Origin of the sequence: Blastococcus sp. TF02A-30 (assembly GCF_003319185.1) — a bacterium.
Lineage (GTDB): Bacteria > Actinomycetota > Actinomycetes > Mycobacteriales > Geodermatophilaceae > Blastococcus.
Window position 1 is genome coordinate 435,226 of record NZ_QOHJ01000002.1, and the last position, 16,035, is coordinate 451,260.

Annotated in this window: 18 protein-coding genes; 4 read left to right on the top strand and 14 right to left on the bottom strand. The window is 72.3% G+C overall.

The window, feature by feature from the left end:
* Positions 1-33: 33 nt before the first annotated feature.
* Together DQ241_RS06430 and crcB are read left to right on the top strand one after the other, a co-directional pair.
* Entirely contained in the window at positions 34-549 is a 516-nt protein-coding gene (locus DQ241_RS06430; RefSeq protein ID WP_113829316.1) for a CrcB family protein, read from the top strand.
* A complete protein-coding gene (crcB, locus tag DQ241_RS06435) occupies positions 546-911 on the top strand; it encodes a fluoride efflux transporter CrcB (RefSeq protein WP_113829317.1) in 366 nt (121 codons plus the stop codon). The genes DQ241_RS06430 and crcB overlap by 4 nt, the downstream gene beginning before the upstream one ends.
* An 85-nt stretch (positions 912-996) precedes the next feature.
* Here crcB and DQ241_RS06440 read toward each other — a convergent pair whose 3' ends face one another.
* The 11 genes from DQ241_RS06440 to DQ241_RS06490 all read right to left on the bottom strand — a co-directional run bounded on the left by DQ241_RS06440 (position 997) and on the right by DQ241_RS06490 (position 11,499).
* Positions 997-2,058: a helix-turn-helix domain containing protein gene (locus DQ241_RS06440; RefSeq protein WP_113829318.1), complete on the bottom strand. Its 1,062-nt coding sequence runs from the start codon at positions 2,056-2,058 to the stop codon at positions 997-999.
* Positions 2,055-2,393 (bottom strand): hypothetical protein, encoded by a 339-nt coding sequence (locus tag DQ241_RS06445; protein WP_113829319.1) that lies wholly within the window; start codon positions 2,391-2,393, stop codon positions 2,055-2,057. Before DQ241_RS06445 ends, DQ241_RS06440 begins: the two co-directional genes overlap by 4 nt.
* A 354-nt stretch (positions 2,394-2,747) precedes the next feature.
* Positions 2,748-3,524 (bottom strand): sulfite exporter TauE/SafE family protein, encoded by a 777-nt coding sequence (locus tag DQ241_RS06450; protein ID WP_113829320.1) that lies wholly within the window; start codon positions 3,522-3,524, stop codon positions 2,748-2,750.
* 31 nt (positions 3,525-3,555) lie between these two features.
* Positions 3,556-3,723: a hypothetical protein gene (locus DQ241_RS20835; protein WP_199584135.1), complete on the bottom strand. Its 168-nt coding sequence runs from the start codon at positions 3,721-3,723 to the stop codon at positions 3,556-3,558.
* Between the two features lie 37 nt (positions 3,724-3,760).
* Complete coding sequence (locus tag DQ241_RS06455; protein WP_113829321.1) at positions 3,761-5,146, bottom strand: rhodanese-like domain-containing protein; 1,386 nt, start codon at positions 5,144-5,146, stop codon at positions 3,761-3,763.
* A 58-nt stretch (positions 5,147-5,204) separates the two neighbouring features.
* Positions 5,205-5,510, bottom strand: coding sequence for a rhodanese-like domain-containing protein (locus DQ241_RS06460; protein WP_113829322.1), 306 nt, complete (start codon positions 5,508-5,510; stop codon positions 5,205-5,207).
* Between the two features lie 21 nt (positions 5,511-5,531).
* Positions 5,532-5,798 (bottom strand): metal-sensing transcriptional repressor, encoded by a 267-nt coding sequence (locus DQ241_RS06465; RefSeq protein WP_233492260.1) that lies wholly within the window; start codon positions 5,796-5,798, stop codon positions 5,532-5,534.
* Between the two features lie 897 nt (positions 5,799-6,695).
* On the bottom strand, positions 6,696-7,619 hold the full coding sequence (locus DQ241_RS06475; protein ID WP_113829325.1) for a tyrosine-type recombinase/integrase: 924 nt from the start codon (positions 7,617-7,619) through the stop codon (positions 6,696-6,698).
* Between the two features lie 49 nt (positions 7,620-7,668).
* Positions 7,669-8,742: a DNA polymerase domain-containing protein gene (locus DQ241_RS06480; RefSeq protein ID WP_113829326.1), complete on the bottom strand. Its 1,074-nt coding sequence runs from the start codon at positions 8,740-8,742 to the stop codon at positions 7,669-7,671.
* 41 nt (positions 8,743-8,783) lie between these two features.
* Positions 8,784-10,364, bottom strand: coding sequence for an alpha/beta hydrolase (locus tag DQ241_RS06485; protein ID WP_113829471.1), 1,581 nt, complete (start codon positions 10,362-10,364; stop codon positions 8,784-8,786).
* Positions 10,365-10,425: 61 nt separating this feature from the next.
* A complete protein-coding gene (locus tag DQ241_RS06490; RefSeq protein ID WP_113829327.1) occupies positions 10,426-11,499 on the bottom strand; it encodes an ATP-dependent DNA ligase in 1,074 nt (357 codons plus the stop codon).
* A gap of 41 nt (positions 11,500-11,540) precedes the next feature.
* Between DQ241_RS06490 and DQ241_RS06495 the strand changes: the two genes are divergently transcribed.
* Positions 11,541-12,101 carry a 1,4-alpha-glucan branching protein gene (locus DQ241_RS06495; RefSeq protein WP_113829328.1) on the top strand — a complete coding sequence of 187 codons (561 nt, stop codon included), beginning with the start codon at positions 11,541-11,543 and terminating at the stop codon, positions 12,099-12,101.
* A gap of 73 nt (positions 12,102-12,174) precedes the next feature.
* Positions 12,175-12,516 carry a GYD domain-containing protein gene (locus DQ241_RS06500; RefSeq protein ID WP_113829329.1) on the top strand — a complete coding sequence of 114 codons (342 nt, stop codon included), beginning with the start codon at positions 12,175-12,177 and terminating at the stop codon, positions 12,514-12,516.
* Here DQ241_RS06500 and DQ241_RS06505 read toward each other — a convergent pair.
* The 3 genes from DQ241_RS06505 to DQ241_RS06515 all read right to left on the bottom strand — a co-directional run bounded on the left by DQ241_RS06505 (position 12,480) and on the right by DQ241_RS06515 (position 16,027).
* On the bottom strand, positions 12,480-13,238 hold the full coding sequence (locus tag DQ241_RS06505) for a dihydrofolate reductase family protein (protein ID WP_113829330.1): 759 nt from the start codon (positions 13,236-13,238) through the stop codon (positions 12,480-12,482). The two genes, DQ241_RS06500 and DQ241_RS06505, sit on opposite strands and share 37 nt — an antisense overlap.
* Positions 13,238-14,992, bottom strand: a complete 1,755-nt coding sequence (gene treZ, locus DQ241_RS06510; protein WP_113829331.1) for a malto-oligosyltrehalose trehalohydrolase — start codon at positions 14,990-14,992, stop codon at positions 13,238-13,240. The genes DQ241_RS06505 and treZ overlap by 1 nt, the downstream gene beginning before the upstream one ends.
* Positions 14,993-15,055: 63 nt before the next feature.
* The gene (locus DQ241_RS06515; protein ID WP_199584136.1) at positions 15,056-16,027 is read right to left on the bottom strand and encodes an NAD(P)-dependent alcohol dehydrogenase; all 972 of its coding nucleotides are present in this window, start codon (positions 16,025-16,027) and stop codon (positions 15,056-15,058) included.
* Positions 16,028-16,035 lie beyond the last annotated feature (8 nt).

Consider the following 16,035-nt stretch of genomic DNA (forward strand, 5'->3'; position numbering starts at 1 on the left):
GGCGCGGTCCGCAACTGACGGCATGGTGAGCCGGTGACCACTGAACGGCCGACGCCGACGCGACCGGTCGATCCCGATGTCGATCTGCATGTTCCCGCGCAGCGGCGTGAACGGACGTGGGACCCGGCCGTGCTGTCCACCATTGCGGCGGGCGGTGCGCTGGGTGCCGAGGCGCGCTACGGGTTGACGGTGGCTCTACCGCACCAGCCGGGGCAGTGGCCGTGGGCGACGTGGCTGGTCAACGTCAGCGGCTGCTTCCTCATCGGGGTGCTGATGGTCGTGATCATCGATGTGATCACGCCGCACCGGCTGGTCCGCCCGTTCATCGGCATCGGCTTCCTCGGTGGGTACACGACCTTCTCCACGGCGATGGTCGACGTCCAGCAGTTGGCGCTGGCCGGACACGGCGCCGTCGCGTTGGGCTACATGGCGGCCACCGTGCTCGCCGCCGTCACTGCGACCGTCCTCGGTGCGCATGCAACGCGCACATGCGTGCGCTGGCGACGGAGTCAGACGCGACCGGCCCGCACCTCGGATGGTCGTCGATGATCGTGCTGTGGGTGGCGCTGGGGGCCGCTGTCGGCGCCCCGGCCCGCTACCTCACCGACCGGGCGGTGCAGACCAGGCACGACAGCGTCTTTCCGTGGGGAACGCTCACCGTGAACGTGGTCGGCTCGTTCATCCTCGGCGTGCTCGCCGCGTTGGGTAGTGACGTCTCTCCGGCGGTCAGCGGGCTGATCGCTGTGGGCTTCTGCGGTGCGCTGACCACCTACAGCACCTTCAGCTTCGAGGTGATGCGGCTGCTGGAGGAGCATGCTCGCTTCTACGCCTTGGCCAACGTGCTGGTGAGCCTGCTCGCCGGGTTCGGGGCGGTCGCCCTCGGGTGGTCCGTGGGCTCCTGGCTCGCCTGACCGGCGGCGGTGAGACCCGCCGGTCGGCTCGAACAGGCCCAGACGACATAGCCAGTCCGGATACCGATGCGCGGCAGCGCGGCGTTCATGCGGCGTTGATGGACGCGCGCCGGCGGGAGACCGTGCGCTTGGTCGTGGCGAGCTGTTGGGCGATGTCACGGATGGACTTGCCGCGTTCGGTGAGGCGCCGGACGACTTCGTCCTGCTCAGCAACGGTGAGGTGTTCGAGGCGGACGCCGTCGCCGGCGAGAGCACGCTCGACGGCGATCTCGTCGATGTCCTCGATCGTCACTGCGTGCTCAATGTGCTGGGGCTCGGGGTCGGTGTCGATGTCGTCCCAGGCCAGCGGCGGCAGCCAGCCGCGTTCCGCGGCGAAGGCCCGGGCGGCGTCTGCGGCGGCGCGCTGCTCGTCAGTGGACAACGGTGGGCGCAGGCCCCACAGCTTGTCGTAGAGGGCACTGACGTCCTGCGCGGTCTGCGAGGTGACGGAGTCGCTGAGCATGCTGCGTCGGAGGCTGGCCGAGCCTCGACCGAGCCTGGCGGCCAGCTCGTCGTGGGGCCATCCGACGGCGATCAGGGCCTGCAGCCGGCGACGAGTGCCCGTGGCCTCGACGTGACTGCGCGGCGCCCGGTTGGCCTGGTCGATCCCGATGCGCAAGAGCCGCTGGGCTGTCTCGGGCCGGACCCGCCGGATGCCTGGGTTGCCGTGGCGTTCGGGGGCGGCCAGCTCGCGGACGTGGCTGGTGGAGATGCCGGCGAGCACGGCGATCTGTTCGACGCCGATGCCGGCGGCGCGTAGCTCACGGATGTGCTTCCGCACCGGGGCGGCGTCGACGAACGGCCGCCATCGGCCGAAGGTCTGCGCACGGTGCACGGCACGGCCGGTCGCGGTGTTGGCGGCAGTGCAGTCGGTGCATCGGCAGCGGTCCTTCACGTAGGCGACGCGGGTTCCGTGCACGTGCCGAGCACGCGGATGAGTGCAGTCCCGCCTCACCCGACCCTGAGCAAGGCGGACACGGCGACGTGCCCGCTCGATGGCCTGCCGATGCTTGGCGCAGGAATGGCGCGGGTGGTGGACGTCGGCGAGGGCGTCGCTGGCGTACCTGCCGGTGTAGCCGCAGGCCGGGCAGGTGCGGGTGGCGCTCACGACGTGCCCTGGCCGGAGGCGGCGATGGGCTGTCGGACGTCGATGTGGCCGCGACCGGGCACGCCGGCTCTGGCAAGGATGTCCTCGATCCAGTCTGTGCGGAGGCTGTCGGCATCTCCGACGTGGTCGTCGAAGGACATGGCCGTGAACTGCTGGGCGGTGTCGGCCCACTCCCGGTCGGACAGGGGCCGCTCGAGGTGGGCCTCGACGGTGGGCCGGTCGACGTAGGCGATGCTGGCGCCCAGGACGTCGGCGAGGTCTGTGAGCAGCCGGTGGGTGTCGCCGCCGTAGCAGTCGACGAGGTCCTGCAGTTCGCCGCGGTAAGCAGCAGGCACGTGGGAGGTTGCCGGCGCACGGGCTGCCGTCGTCCGACGTCCCCGCTGGCCGCACATCCCTGCTCCCGCTCGTGAGTAGTCGCGCTCACCAGGAGAAGGCGCTATTTCGAGCTCTTTGGTGACACCCCGCCAAGAATCCGAACGAGGCGGTGCTCGACCAGATCCGCCACGAAACTGCGGTCACGGTGAGCCGGTCGTTGGGCTGGCGTGGCCGCACCCGAGGTGGTCTGCGATCCGGGGGGAAGGGCAGCGGTCGTCGAGTCGGGCTGCGACGGCTTCGCACCGCTGGTGTTGCTCGCGGGGAGCAGGCGATGACGGCCGGCGGGAGCGTGAGGGTGCGGTCGTCCGGGAGGGTCAAGCGAACAGGTCGACGGTCAGCTGGGTTGCGATGAGACCGGCGACGGTGAGTACCAACCAGGCGAACCAGCGGCGCAGTCGGTCCGTAGGGATGCGTGCGCCGACCCGTCCGGTCACCAGGGCAGCCACGACGGCCGCGCCGGTGAAGGTCAGAGTGACCGGTACGTCGAGAGTTGCCTCTCCGGCGTGCGCGGCGAAGCCGGCGGCGGAGTTGACGGCGACGATGACCAGGGATGTGCCGATGGCGGTGGGCATCGGCAGGCCCAGGGCCAGCACGAGTACCGGGATGATCAGGAAGCCACCACCCACACCGAGCAGGCCGGTGAGGAAGCCGACCACGAGTCCGCCGGCCAGCGTGCGTGGCAGGCAGCGGCGCCAGTTCACCCCGCCGCCGTCCACAGCGCACGCGGTGCCGGTTGCAGGCTTCTCCTGCAGCATTCGGATCCCGGCGCCGACCATCACCACCGCGAACAGGGCCAGGGTCAGCTCGTCGGGCAGCACTCGGTTGACCGCAGCCCCGGCGAACGCGGTGGCCGCTCCCGCCACGCCGAACAGCAGCCCGATCCGCCAGCTGATCTGCCGTTCTCGCAGCCGGGGGAGCACCGCCACGACCGCGGTGATGCCGACCACCAGGAGCGAGGTGGCGACCGCCTGCTGCAGGTCCTGGCCCGCGAGGTAGACCAGCGCCGGCACCGCGAGGATCGAGCCACCTCCGCCCAGCAGCCCGACGAGAGCGCCGATGACGAGGCCGATGGCGATCGCGAGGGCGATCATCGGGCTGCTGCTGCCGCGGTGGTGGTTGACATCAGCGGCGGCCGAAGAGCTTGCTCAGCCAGCTTCCGGACCGCTCGGGGCGGGGGTGGCCGGGGCAGCGCTGTGCGCTGGGGATGCGGGCCATGACCTGGTCGATGTGCTGGCCGCATCCGGCCCACGTCGTCTTGCCGCAGGTCTTGCAGGGAACTGCTCGACACACGGTTGGTCTCCTCGTAGTCGGTGGGACGGCCGGCAGGTCAGCGGGAGACGGAGTCGGTGTGCAGGCCGGCGGCGGCCGCACCGGTGTCGGGATCGCCGTAGCCGCCGTTGACCAGCACGGGCCGGCCACCGGCGCGGGCGAGCATCGAGGCGGCGATGGAGGCGCGGTAGCCCGAGCCGCAGTACACCCAGACGTCGCCGTCGGGAACCTCGTCGAGGCGGCCGGGCAGGTCGTGGATCGGGATGTGCAGCGAGCCCTGCACCCCGCCTCCGGCGCGCTCGTCGTCGCGGCGGGCGTCGAGGACGACGAGGTCGGGGTCGGTGTCCATCGCCGCGGCGAGTCCGGCGAAGTCGCTGACCGGGTAGGCGGCCAGCTCCTGGCCGGTGGACAGCTGATCGGGGCTGCCGACCGCGGCACCGGCGAGCCGGTCGATGCCGATGCGGACCAGCTCGCGGCGGGCGTCAGCCACCTGCTCCTCGTTCTCCCCGATCAGGGTGATCGGGGCGCCCCACGGGATGAGCCAGCCGACGTAGGTGACGAAGTTGGCGATGGCCAGCTCGAAGTTCAGCGCCCCGGGCAGGTGTCCGGCGGCGAAGGCGGTGCGGGTGCGCAGGTCGATGACCCACTCGCCGGCCGCCAGCCGGCCGGCCAGCTCCTCGGGGTCGACCAGCCGCGGCATCGACAGATCCACCGGCGCCGGGCCTGCGGCGTTGCCCGGGCTCATGCGCCCGTACCAGGCCGGGATCGCGGTGAGGCCGGCGATCAGCTCGTTGACGAAGGAGCGCTCGTCCTGCGTCAGCGCCGGGTTCACCGTCACCTGCTCGCCGACCGTGGAGGAGTCGCCGCTGGTCGGGGTGGCCGAGCAGAACGAGCCGAAGCCGTGGGTGGGGAACACCGGGGTGCCGGCCGGCAGCTCGTCGGCCAGTCGGCGCACCGAGTGGTACTGGGCGTGGGTGAGCTCGTCGGTGTGCTCGGGACCGACCAGGTCCGTGCGGCCGGTCGAGCCGTAGAGCATGGAGCCCCCGGTGAACACCGCCTGCACGTCGCCGCCGGCGTCGGCGTCGGTGAGCACGTAGCTGACGTGGTGGTGGGTGTGCCCCGGGGTGTGCAGGACCCGGAGGCGCATGGGGCCCGCTTCGAGCACGTCGCCGTCGGCGGCCGGCACCCGCTTGTAGGCGACGGAGTCACCGGCGGGGACGACGTAGTCGGCGCCCACCTGGCCGGAGAGTTCGAGCCCGCCGGTCAGGTAGTCGTTGTGCAGGTGGGTCTCCAGGACCAGCGCGATGCGCACGGCCCGCTTCTCGGCGAGGGCCAGCACCCGGTCGATGTCGCGCTGGGGATCGACGACGACGCCCACCCCGCTGTCGCTGACCAGGTAGCTGCGGTCGCCGAGTCCGGTGGTCTCGATGATGTCGATCTGCACGGAAGCTCCTTAGTACGGTACGGGGCAGGGGTATCAATCAAGCAAATGCTGAGCGTTGTCAGACGGTCGGACGACCTTCGGCGATCCACTGAGTCATGCCGCCGTCGAGGTTGGCCACGTCGTAGCCCTGTCCGGCGAGAAACTGTGCGGCTTGCGAGCTGCGCCCGCCACTGCGGCACACGGTGATGACCGGACGGGCGCGGTCGAGCTCGAAGGCGCGCGCGGACAGCTGGCCCAGCGGGATGTGGGTGCTGCCGGCGATCCGTCCTTCGGTGAGTTCGGCGGCTTCGCGGACGTCGAGGACGACGGCCTCGGTGCGGTCGGCGGCCTGGGCAGGGGTGAGCTGGGGGATCTGCGGGTTCATGGGAGCTTCAAGGGGTGACGGTCAGGCGAGGGAGAGGAGCAGGCGCTCGAGCTCGCGCAGGTCGACCTCGCGGGTCTCGCCGTCCTCGTTGGTCGAGCAGTAGCGCATCCCGGTCGAGACGACGGCGAAGCCGGCCTTGCTCAGAGCCTTGGATGCGGCGGCAAGTTGGGTGACGACGGCCGAGCAGTCCCGCCCGTCCTCGATCATGCGGACGATGCCGCCGATCTGGCCTTCGATGCGCTTGAGCCGCTTGACGACGTCGGCGAGTTCGCCCTGGGGGATGTCCACGGCTTCACCGTACATACCCCCGGGGGTATCGGCCATGCGATTCCGCGGTGACCCGGACCACGCCAGCCAGGTCGCCCGTGCGGCCCTGCAGCCCCGCCGCTGAAAGGTCGTGAGCGGTGAACGTTGCTGAGACGGGCGCGGAGGCACTCTTCAGGCACCCAATACTCTCGCGATCCGCTCCGCGAGCCGTCACAGCCAACGCTCCACCTTGACTCTGACCTGGTGTTCAGCGCTGTCCAACACAGCTCAACGGTCCAAGATCAAATCGATGGATGATTGATCCGAGCAGCAACAGGGTGGCAACTCAGCCCGACGTCGGCGCCCAACTCTCACAAGCGAAGTGCTCGCTCGCTACGGGGACCGTTGGCGTCCCCCCGGGAGCCTGCAGTGGTGTCACCGCTCACCCCGCGACGCACCTTCACGAACGGACGATGTCACCCGTACGCATCGCTTGTCCGAGCAGCGTCACCCCCGGACTTTCAGTGTTGGCTGATCGGCGGTTCTACCGCGGCTGTCACCAAGCCGCCCAATTCGGCGCCTTCTAGAAGTGACCCGTCGCCTGCCGAGGCGGCGGGCGCAGCTCTCCGGAGGAGCCATGAGCGAGCCTGCCCTTGAGCCGAACCCGGCATCCGGCGACAGCCGGGCACGGGACCGTGCCGTAATCGCCCGCATCGCGGCCGCCGAGCGGTGGGCACGGACGTCTGACCGAGCGGCGGCGACCGAGCCGGCCCGGCGCGGACTGCGGGCACGGTTCGAGCGGGAGGCCGACCCCGACGGCGTCCTCGACGCCGCGGAGCGTGCTCGCCGGGGCCATGCCCTCATGACCGCGCACATGCTGCGTCTGGCCCGGGCGTCGGCGCAGGCCCGCCGGACAGCTGCCGGACGCGGCCGGCGTCACTAGAGCTGGTCGCCCAGCGCCAGTCGGCGGTGCGCACTGTGCGCGCGCTCGACGGCGGTCGAGGCGGCATAGCGGGACAGCATCTCGTCGCTGCGCCACCCGGCCAGCATCATCAGGTCCCGCTCCTGCCCGCCGCCGACGAGCCAGCGGTGGGCGAAGGTGTGCCGGAACCGGTGTGGATGCACCCCCTCGACGCCTGCCTGCCGGCTGCGCACCTCGAGCACCTCGCGGACCCCGTCGACGGTCATGGGCCCGCGCAACCCGAGTAGCAGCTTCGGTGAGCTCGCCCGCGCATGCAGCGCGCGCACCCGCAGATAGCGGTCGATCGCCTGGCCCGTCCTGGCGCCGAACGGCACCGCGCGCGGCCGCGAGCCCTTCCCCATGACATAGGCGACCTCGCGGTCCAGGTCGACGTCCTCGAGGGTCAGCCCGCACAGTTCGGACACCCGGACGCCGGTGTCCAGCAGCAACCGCAGGATCACCTCGTCACGTCGGCCGAAGAAGATTGGGCGAGCGAACGTCCCGGGACGACCCCGGCCGACGGCGCAGGTCTTGAGCAGGGCCGTGATGTCAGCGTCGGTGAGGATCGGCACGGGCTTGTCCGGGGCGGTGGCGATCTCGATGCCCTCGGTGGGCGCCTTGTCCACCTCTCCCTCGACGACGAGCCACCGGCAGAAGCGGCGCATGCCCCGCAGCCGGGTGGCCACGGTGCTGGGCTGACAGGTCTCGGCGAGCTCGGCCAGCCAGGCGCTGATCGCGTGCCGCGTCAGCTCGTCGAGGGTCTCCGGCCGGTCGTGCGCGGCCAGCCAACGGCTGAAGTAGTTGACGCTCTGGCTGTACAGCTCGATCGTCCGCGGTGCCTTACTGGCCGCGCGCAGGTGTCGACGAAAGGACGCAAGAAGGTCTTCCAGCCGCACCGCCATGCCGGGAGGTTATCGGGCGAACGAGCGGTGCGCTACGTGCCCTGACGCGTCAGTCGCCGGTATCTTCGCTGGTAGGACGCTTGGCACGGCTCGGTTGCACCCGCATCGGCTCGCCCGGCATCTTCGGGTAGTCCGGCGGATAGGGCAGGTCGCCGAGGCCGTCGTCCGCCGCCTGGCGCTCGGCCAGCTCGAGCAGCGGCTCGATGCCGAAGGCGTGGTCGGCCAGGCCGGCGTGCTTGTCGCCGACGGCCGCGAACCGGGCCGGCATGGTGAGGACGTCGAAGTCGAACGGCGAGACGTCGGGCAGCTCGTCCCAGTCGACCGGCGCGGAGACCGGCGCGTGCGGCTTGGGCCGGATGGAGTAGGCCGAGGCGATCGTGCGGTCCCGGGCCATCTGGTTGTAGTCGATGAAGATCTTCTCGCCGCGCTCCTCCTTCCACCACGACATCGTCACGCGGTCGGGGAGGCGTCGTTCGAGCTCACGGCCGAAGGCGATCACCGCCCGGCGGACGTCGGTGAAGGTCCAGCGGGGCTGGATGGGGACGTAGATGTGCACCCCGCGGCCGCCGGAGGTCTTCGGCCAGCCCTCCATGCCGAACTCGTGCAGCAGCTCCCGCACGTGCGGGGCCACCCACACCGCGTCGGCGAAGTCGGTGCCGGGCTGCGGGTCGAGGTCGATGCGGATCTGGTTGGGCTGCTCGACGTCGGCCTTGTCCACCGGCCACGGGTGGAAGGTCAGCGTGCCCAGGTTGGCGCACCACGCGACGACCGCCACCGAGTCGGGCGCGATCTCGTCCGCGGTCCGCCCGCTGGGGAAGGTGATGTGCGCCGTCGGCACCCAGTCGGGGGCGTTCTTGGGCACCCGCTTCTGGTAGAACGCGTCGCCGGTGTTGTCCACGCGGGTGGAGATCCGCGCCCCCTCGAACACCCCGCCGGGCCAGCGCTCCAGCGTCGTCGGCCGGTCCTTCAGGGCGAACAGGATCCCCTCACCGACGGCCACGAAGTACTCGACGACGTCGATCTTGCGGATGCCCTTCTCGGCGAAGTACGGCTTCTCCGGGTTGGAGACGCGCACCTCGTGGCCGTCGATCTGCAGGACGACGGCGTCCTTGCTGCTCGGCATCGCTGTCGCGCTCCGATCGGTCGGGTCAGGACCGCCGAGTCTCACGCAGGGCAGGTCAGCCCGTCCACCGGTGCCACCAGATCGATGAGGTAGGCGTTGACCGTGTCGGTCACGCAGGGGGTCTTCGGGTAGGAGGTGTGGCCCTGCCCCTGCCAGGTGAGCAGCACGCCGGCGGTGAGGTCCTCGGCCAGGTCGACGGCGCCGGGCAGCGGGGTGACCGGGTCGCCCTCGCTGCCGACGACCAGGATCGGCGCGCTGCCCTCGGCGTCGCGCTCCGGCAACGGGGTGCGCTCGGCCTCCCACGGCGTGCAGTTGTAGAGGGCCAGCGCCGCACTGGCCCCGAACAGCGGGTAGGTGGCGTTCCACTGCTTGGTCAGCTCGCGCACCTCCGCCGCCTCGAAGGTCTGCTCGGTGTCCGCGCAGCTGATGGCCAGGTTGGCGTCCATCAGGTTCGAGTAGCCGCCGTCGGCGAGGCGGCCGGAGTAGCTATCGGCCAGCGTGAACAGGCCGGCGGAGTCGCCGTCGCGCGCCCGCGCCAGCGACTGGGCCAGCTGCGGCCACGCGCGGCTGTCGTACATCGCGGCGGTGATCGCCATGTGCACCACGCCCGGGGTGGCCTGCCGGGCCTCGCCCTCCTCCGAGCTGGGGATCGGCGTCTGCCCGGCCTGGTTCAGCAGGTCCTCGACGAACTGCCGCGGGTTGTCACCCACCGGGCAGCCGGCGATGAGCGCCGTGCAGTTCGCCGCGAAGGCGTCGAAGCCCCGCTCCAGGGCGGCGGCACCCGCCTCGGCGGCCTCGCGCGGGTCGGTGTCGGGGTCGACGGCGGCGTCCAGGACGAGCGCGCGGACCTTCTCGGGGAACAGCTCGGCGTACGTCGAACCCAGCGTGGTGCCGTAGGAGTAGCCGAGGTAGGTCAGCTGCTCGTCGCCGAGCGACTCGCGCAGCAGGTCCATGTCCCGTGCGGTGTCGACGGTGTTGAAGACACCGAGGGCGGCGGGGGAGCCGTACTCGTCGGCGCACTCCTGCGCGATGTCCTGGGTCAGGGCGAACGAGTCGTCGATCTGCTCGTCGCTGGTGGGCCGGGGCTCCGCGGCGACGACGCGGTCCTTCAGCTCGTCGGGGATGCACTCGACCCGCTGCGAGGAGCCGACCCCGCGGGGGTCGAAGCCGACGAGGTCGAAGCGGGACAGGACCGAGTCGGGCAGGGTCAGCGCCATGCCGATGGCGGCGTCGGCGCCCGAGGCGCCGGGACCACCAGGGTTGACCAGCAGCGAGCCGATCCGGTCGGCCTGGGCGGCGGAGACGGCGCGCACCAGGAACAGCGGCAGGCGGTCACCGGTGGGGTCGTCGTAGCTGATCGGCACCGTCGTCCGGCCGCACTCGAAGCGCAGGTCGCGCTCGCTGCCGGGACGGCCCTCGATCAGCCGCGAGATGTCGGCGTCGCAGTCGGTCCACTCGACCGGCTCCGCCTCGGCCTCGGCCGGAGGGGCCGAGGCGGTGGCGGCGGCCTCCTCGTCGGAGCCGTCCCCGAACGACGTGCAGCCGCTCAGGACGAGGGCCAGCACGCTGAGGAGGGCCGCGAGGGTCGCGGGCACGGCCCGCCGGCCGGAGTGCAGACGCATGATCACGAGACTAGGAGCCCGACGCCACCCGTGCAGGCGCGCGGTGCGCCCGATCGGGTCCCTACGGCGTCTCCAGGACCTCGTTCAGGTCGTACCGGACCGGCACGTCGAGCTGGTCGTACGTGCAGTCGCGGGGGTCCTTGTCGGGCCGCCACCGGAGGAACTGGCCGGTGTGACGAAGTCGACGGCCCTCCAGCTGGTCGTACTTGATCTCCACGACCAGTTCGGGACGCAGCGGCACCCAGGAGAGGTCCTTCTTCGCGTTCCACCGGCTGACCGCGCCCGGCATGCGGTTCTCGCCGTTCTCCTGCACCTGGGCGTTGGCCCAGTCCTGCCACGGGTGCCCGTCCAGCGCCTCCGCGCGGTACGGCGCCAGCTCCTCGACCAGCTCGGCCCGGCGGGCCATCGGGAAGGACGCGGCGACGCCGATGTGCTGGAGCTGCCCCTGGTCGTAGAGGCCCAGCAGCAGCGACCCGACGATCGGCCCGCTCTTGTGCCAGCGGAAACCGGCGACCACGCAGTCCGCCGTCCGCACGTGCTTGACCTTGGTCATCAGCCGCTGGTCGGGGCCGTAGGGGAGGGCCGGGTCCTTGGCGACGACGCCGTCCAGCCCGGCGCCCTCGAAGGTGTCGAACCAGCGCTGCGCCGTCGCCGGATCGCGGGTGATCCCGGTGAGGTACACCGGCGGGCGGATGCCGGTCAGCTCCCGCTCCAGGCGGGACCGGCGGTCGGCGAACGGCGTCTCGAGCAGCGACTCGTCGCCGATGGCCAGCAGGTCGAACGCGACGAACGACGCCGGCGTCTGCTCGGCCAGCAACCGCACCCGTGACTCGGCCGGGTGGATGCGCTGCAGCAGCGCCTCGAAGTGCAGCCGGTCGCCGGCAGGGACGACGATCTCGCCGTCGACCACGCACCGCTCGGGCAGCTGCGCCTTGACCGCCTCGACGACCTCGGGGAAGTACCGGGTGAGCGGGCGCTCGTTGCGGCTGCCCAGCTCGACCTCGTCGCCGTCGCGGAAGACGACGCAGCGGAAGCCGTCCCACTTCGGCTCGTAGAACAGGCCCTCGGCGGTGGGCAGCTTCGTCGCGGCCTTGGCCAGCATGGGCTTGACCGGCGGGGAAACGGGCAGGTCCATGCGGGGCAGTCAACCAGCACGGACCGTGGCAGGGTGCCGGTATGGCCACGATCCACCGCACGACGCTGGCGCCCACCAAGCTCGAGCTGCTCACCGGCTGGCTGCCGTCGCAGCCCTGGTACCGGGAGGGGACGACGGCGCCGCGGCTGTCCCGGGCCGGTGGCTTCCGGCTCGACGACCCGGCCGGCGAGGTGGGGATCGAGCTGATGGTGGTCACCGACGCGGCGGGGGACGGCACCGCCTACTTCGTCCCCATGACCTACCGCGGCGCGCCGCTGGAGGAGGCGGCGGCGGGCCTCATCGGCACCTCCGAGCACGGCGTGCTGGGCACCCGGTGGATCTACGACACGGAGCACGATCCGGTGGCGATGGCGCAGCTGCTCGCGTTCGTCACCGGGACCGTGCCGGCCCAGCACCAGAGCGAGAGCGACACCCCCGACCCGTCGGTGGGCCGGTCGTGGGACGGCGGCGAGGGCGGCGTGGTGGAGCTGGTCCGCGTCCCCGAGCCGGGCGTGCCGGCCACCGGGCGCGGGTCGGTCGAGGTGGACTGGACGCGCCCCGGCGGCGGCACCGCCCGCGGCGTCGTCGCCGTCGTCCGGTAGCCGGGGCCCTCGACGGGGACCGGCCGGTTCTCCTAGCGTCGTCCGCGCGGGGGAGGACCGGAGGCGCGCGGCCATGCCCATGTACCTGACGAGGTTCAGCTACACCCCGGAGACCTGGGCGATGATGATCGCCGAGCCCGAGGACCGCCGCCGTGCGGCGACCGCCTACATCGAGTCCGTCGGCGGCAGGCTGCACGGGTTCTGGTACGCCTTCGGCGCCCAGGACGGCTTCACCCTGTGGGAGGCGCCGGACAACGTCGCGATGGCGTCGGTGGCCCTGGCGATCACCGGGGGCGGTGCGCTGAGCTCCTTCGAGACGACGGTGCTGCTCACCGTGGAGGAGACCCTCGAGGCCCTCGGCCGCGCGTCGCGGGTCGGCTACCGAGCGCCGGGCGCGCCGCCGCCGACGGAGTAGCGGGTGAAGAGGACGCCGTCCTCCTCCAGCAGCTGCACCAGCTCCAGCGCGGCCGGCGACGGCAGCGCCGCGTCGAGCAACCGCAGCGGTGCGCCGACCAGCGCCGGGGCGATCGTCAGGTCCAGCTCGTCGACCACCCCGGCGGTCAGCGCGGCCCGGAGCAGCTGGGCGCCGCCCTCGCAGGTCACCTGCGCCAGCCCCCGGCCGGCCAGCGCGTCCACGGCCGCGGGCAGGTCGACGTCGTCGTCCCCGCAGACGAGCACCTCGGCACCGGCGTCGGCCAGCGCCCGCCGCCGGTCGGCGTCGGCGGCCGCGCAGGTGACCACGATCGTCGGCACCTCCGCGCCGGTGACCAGATCCGACGACGGGTCGAGCGAGGCCCGCCGCGACACCACCGCGATCGGCAGCGGCGGCCGGTCGAGCGCCGCCCGCAGCCGGCCGACGGGGGAGCCCGCCCGCACCGGGCGGTAGCCCTCGGTGGCGGCCGTGCCGTGCCCGACCAGGACGACGTCGGCAAGCGCGCGCAGCACCCGGAACACCCGCCGGTCGCCCGGCGAGCCCAGCCCGGCGCTCTTCCCGTCGACGGCGATCGACCCGTCGAGGGACGCCACGAAGTTGACCCGCAGCGCCCGGCCCCCGGGCAGCCGGTAGGCCTCGACCAGCCCGTCGTCGTCCAGCGTCGCGTCGTCGGACCCGCCGGCCCCCGGCAGCAGCCGGCGCATCAGGCGGTGGTCAGCACGGCCGCGCTCTCGGCCGGCAGGGTCACCGTCTCGCCGTCCAGCGTCGGGAGCTCCGCCGTCGCGAACAGCACCTCGCCGGCCGGCCGGTCCAGGTCGATCTCCCGCGGCTGGTCCGCCAGGTTCACCACGACGCGCAGGCTGCCGCGGTGGACGACCAGCCAGCGGTCGGCGTCGTCCCAGTCGACCTGCACGGCGGTCAGGTCGGCGTCGACCAGGTCGGGGTGCGCCCGCCGCAGCGCGAGCAGGGACCGGTGCACGGCCAGCAGCCGGTCGTGCGGCTCCTGCGACAGCTCCGACCAGTCGAGCTTGGACCGGGTGAAGGTCTCCGGGTCCTGCGGGTCGGGGACGACGTCGGCGTCCCACCCGTGCTCGGCGAACTCGCCGATGCGGCCCTCGGCGGTGGCCTTGCCCAGCTCCGGCTCGGGGTGGCTGGTGAAGAACTGCCACGGCGTGCTCGCGCCCCACTCCTCGCCCATGAACAGCATCGGGGTGAACGGGCTGGTCAGGACCAGGGTGGCCCCGACGGCGAGCAGGCCGGGGGAGAGGGAGGCCGAGATCCGGTCGCCGACGGCGCGGTTGCCGATCTGGTCGTGGTCCTGCAGGTAGCCGAGGAACTTCCAGCCGGGCAGCGTGGCGGTGTCCACCGGGCGGCCGTGGTGCCGGCGCCGGAAGCTCGACCAGGCGCCGTCGTGGAAGAAGGCACCGGTCAGCACCTTCGCCAGCCCGCCCAGGCCCGCCTCCGCGAAGTCGGCGTAGTAGCCCTGCCCCTCGCCGGTCAGCACCGAGTGCAGCGAGTGGTGGAAGTCGTCGCTCCACTGGGCGGTGAGACCCAGCCCGCCGGCCACCCGCGGGGTGACCATGCGCGGGTCGTTCAGGTCGCTCTCGGCGATCAGCGTCAGCGGCCGGCCGACCGCGACCGACAGCTTGTCGACCTCCTGGGCCATCTCCTCGAGCACGTGGGTGGCCCGCTCGTCGACCAGCGCGTGCACGGCGTCCAGCCGCAGCCCGTCGACGTGCATGTCGCGCAGCCACATGAGCGCGTTGTCGATGATGTAGCGGCGCACCTCGTCGGAGTCGGGGCCGCTGAGGTTGATCGAGCTGCCCCAGGTGTTGGCGCCGCCCTCGGCGAAGATCGGGAAGAACTCGGGCAGGTAGTTCCCCGACGGGCCGAGGTGGTTGTAGACGACGTCCTGGATCACGCCGAGGCCCTGCTGGTGGCAGGCGTCGACGAACCGCTGGTAGGCCGCCGGGCCGCCGTACTGCTCCTGCACCGCGTACCAGAGGACGCCGTCGTAGCCCCAGTTGTGCGTGCCGTTGAAGGCGTTGACCGGCAGCAGCTCGACGAAGTCGACGCCCAGCCGGACCAGGTGGCCGAGCCGGCCGATGGCCGCGTCGAAGGTGCCCTCGGGGGTGAACGTGCCGACGTGCATCTCGTAGACGACCCCGCCGGCGAGCGGGCGGCCGGTCCAGGCGCCGTCGCCCCACTCGTAGGAGTCGGGCTCGTACCGGCGGGACAGCCCGTGCACGCCCTCGGGCTGGCGGCGGCTGCGCGGGTCCGGCCGCGGCGTCCCGTTGTCGTCCAGCAGGTAGCCGTAGTCGGACTCGGGTGCGGCCTCGACCTCGGCCCGCCACCAGCCGCCGTCGTCGCGGCGCATGTCGTGCACGGCGCCGTCGACCTGCAGCCGCACCCGCTCGGGCAGGGGCGCCCAGACGGCGAACTGGACGGGAGCGGGCATGCGTGAGCCTCCAGGCGCGAGGGGGACGGCGGATCGCGCCGATCATGCCCCTGCGCGGGCGGCTCAACCCTCGTCGTCGGTGACCTGGATGACGACGTTGCCGAGCTTCCGGCCGGACTCCACGTACTCGTAGGCCTCGATGATCCGGTCCAGGGAGTAGCGCCGGTCGATCACCGGCCGGAAGCGGCCGTCGGCCAGCAGACCGGCGATCCGCCGGATCATCGCCTGGTCGTGCAGCGGGAAGGGGAACCGCACGTGCCGGCCTCGCATCACCGGCCAGAGGGCCGCCAGGCCGATGTTCTGGGCACCAGGGCCGAGCTCGGAGGACACGTACACGCCCGACGGTGCCAGCAACCGCCGCACCCGTCCGAAGGTGCTCCTGCCGACTGCGTCCAGCACGGCGTCGTAGCGCTGCCCGTCGTCCGGGACGCCCTCGGCCGGTGCCGTGATCACGCGGTCGGCGCCCAACCCGGCCACGACGTCGGCGTGCTCTCGGGCGACGGCGGTGACCCGCACGCCACCGGCGGTCAGCAACCGGACCGCAGCCGAGCCGATCCCGCCGGTGGCGCCCAGCACCAGCACGTCCTGGCCGGCGCGGATCCTCGCAACCCGGGCGAACGCGAGCGCGTAGTGGGCGCCTTCGGTGGCTGCCGCGGCGGTCGTCAGGTCGACGTCGTCCGGCACGTGGGCCACGGACCCGTGCTGGGGGACCGTGAGGAACTCCGCGTGCGCGCCGAAGCTCCCCTCGACGTACCCGAACACCCGGTCCCCGGCGGAGAACGCCGTGACCTCGTTCCCCGCCCGCTCGACCGTCCCGGCGAACTCCGTGCCCAGCACCTGGACCCTCGGGTGGGGCCAACCGAACAGCAGGCGCGTGACGGCGGGCGTCCCGCCGCGGTACGCGCAGTCGGTGCGGTTCACCGTGGTCGCGTGCACCCGCACGAGCAGCTCACCCGGTCCGGGTTCGGGAGTCGGTACCTCCTCGATCCGGACCACGTCCGGCGGGCCGTACCGGCTGCGCACCGCTGCTCGCACCGGGGCAG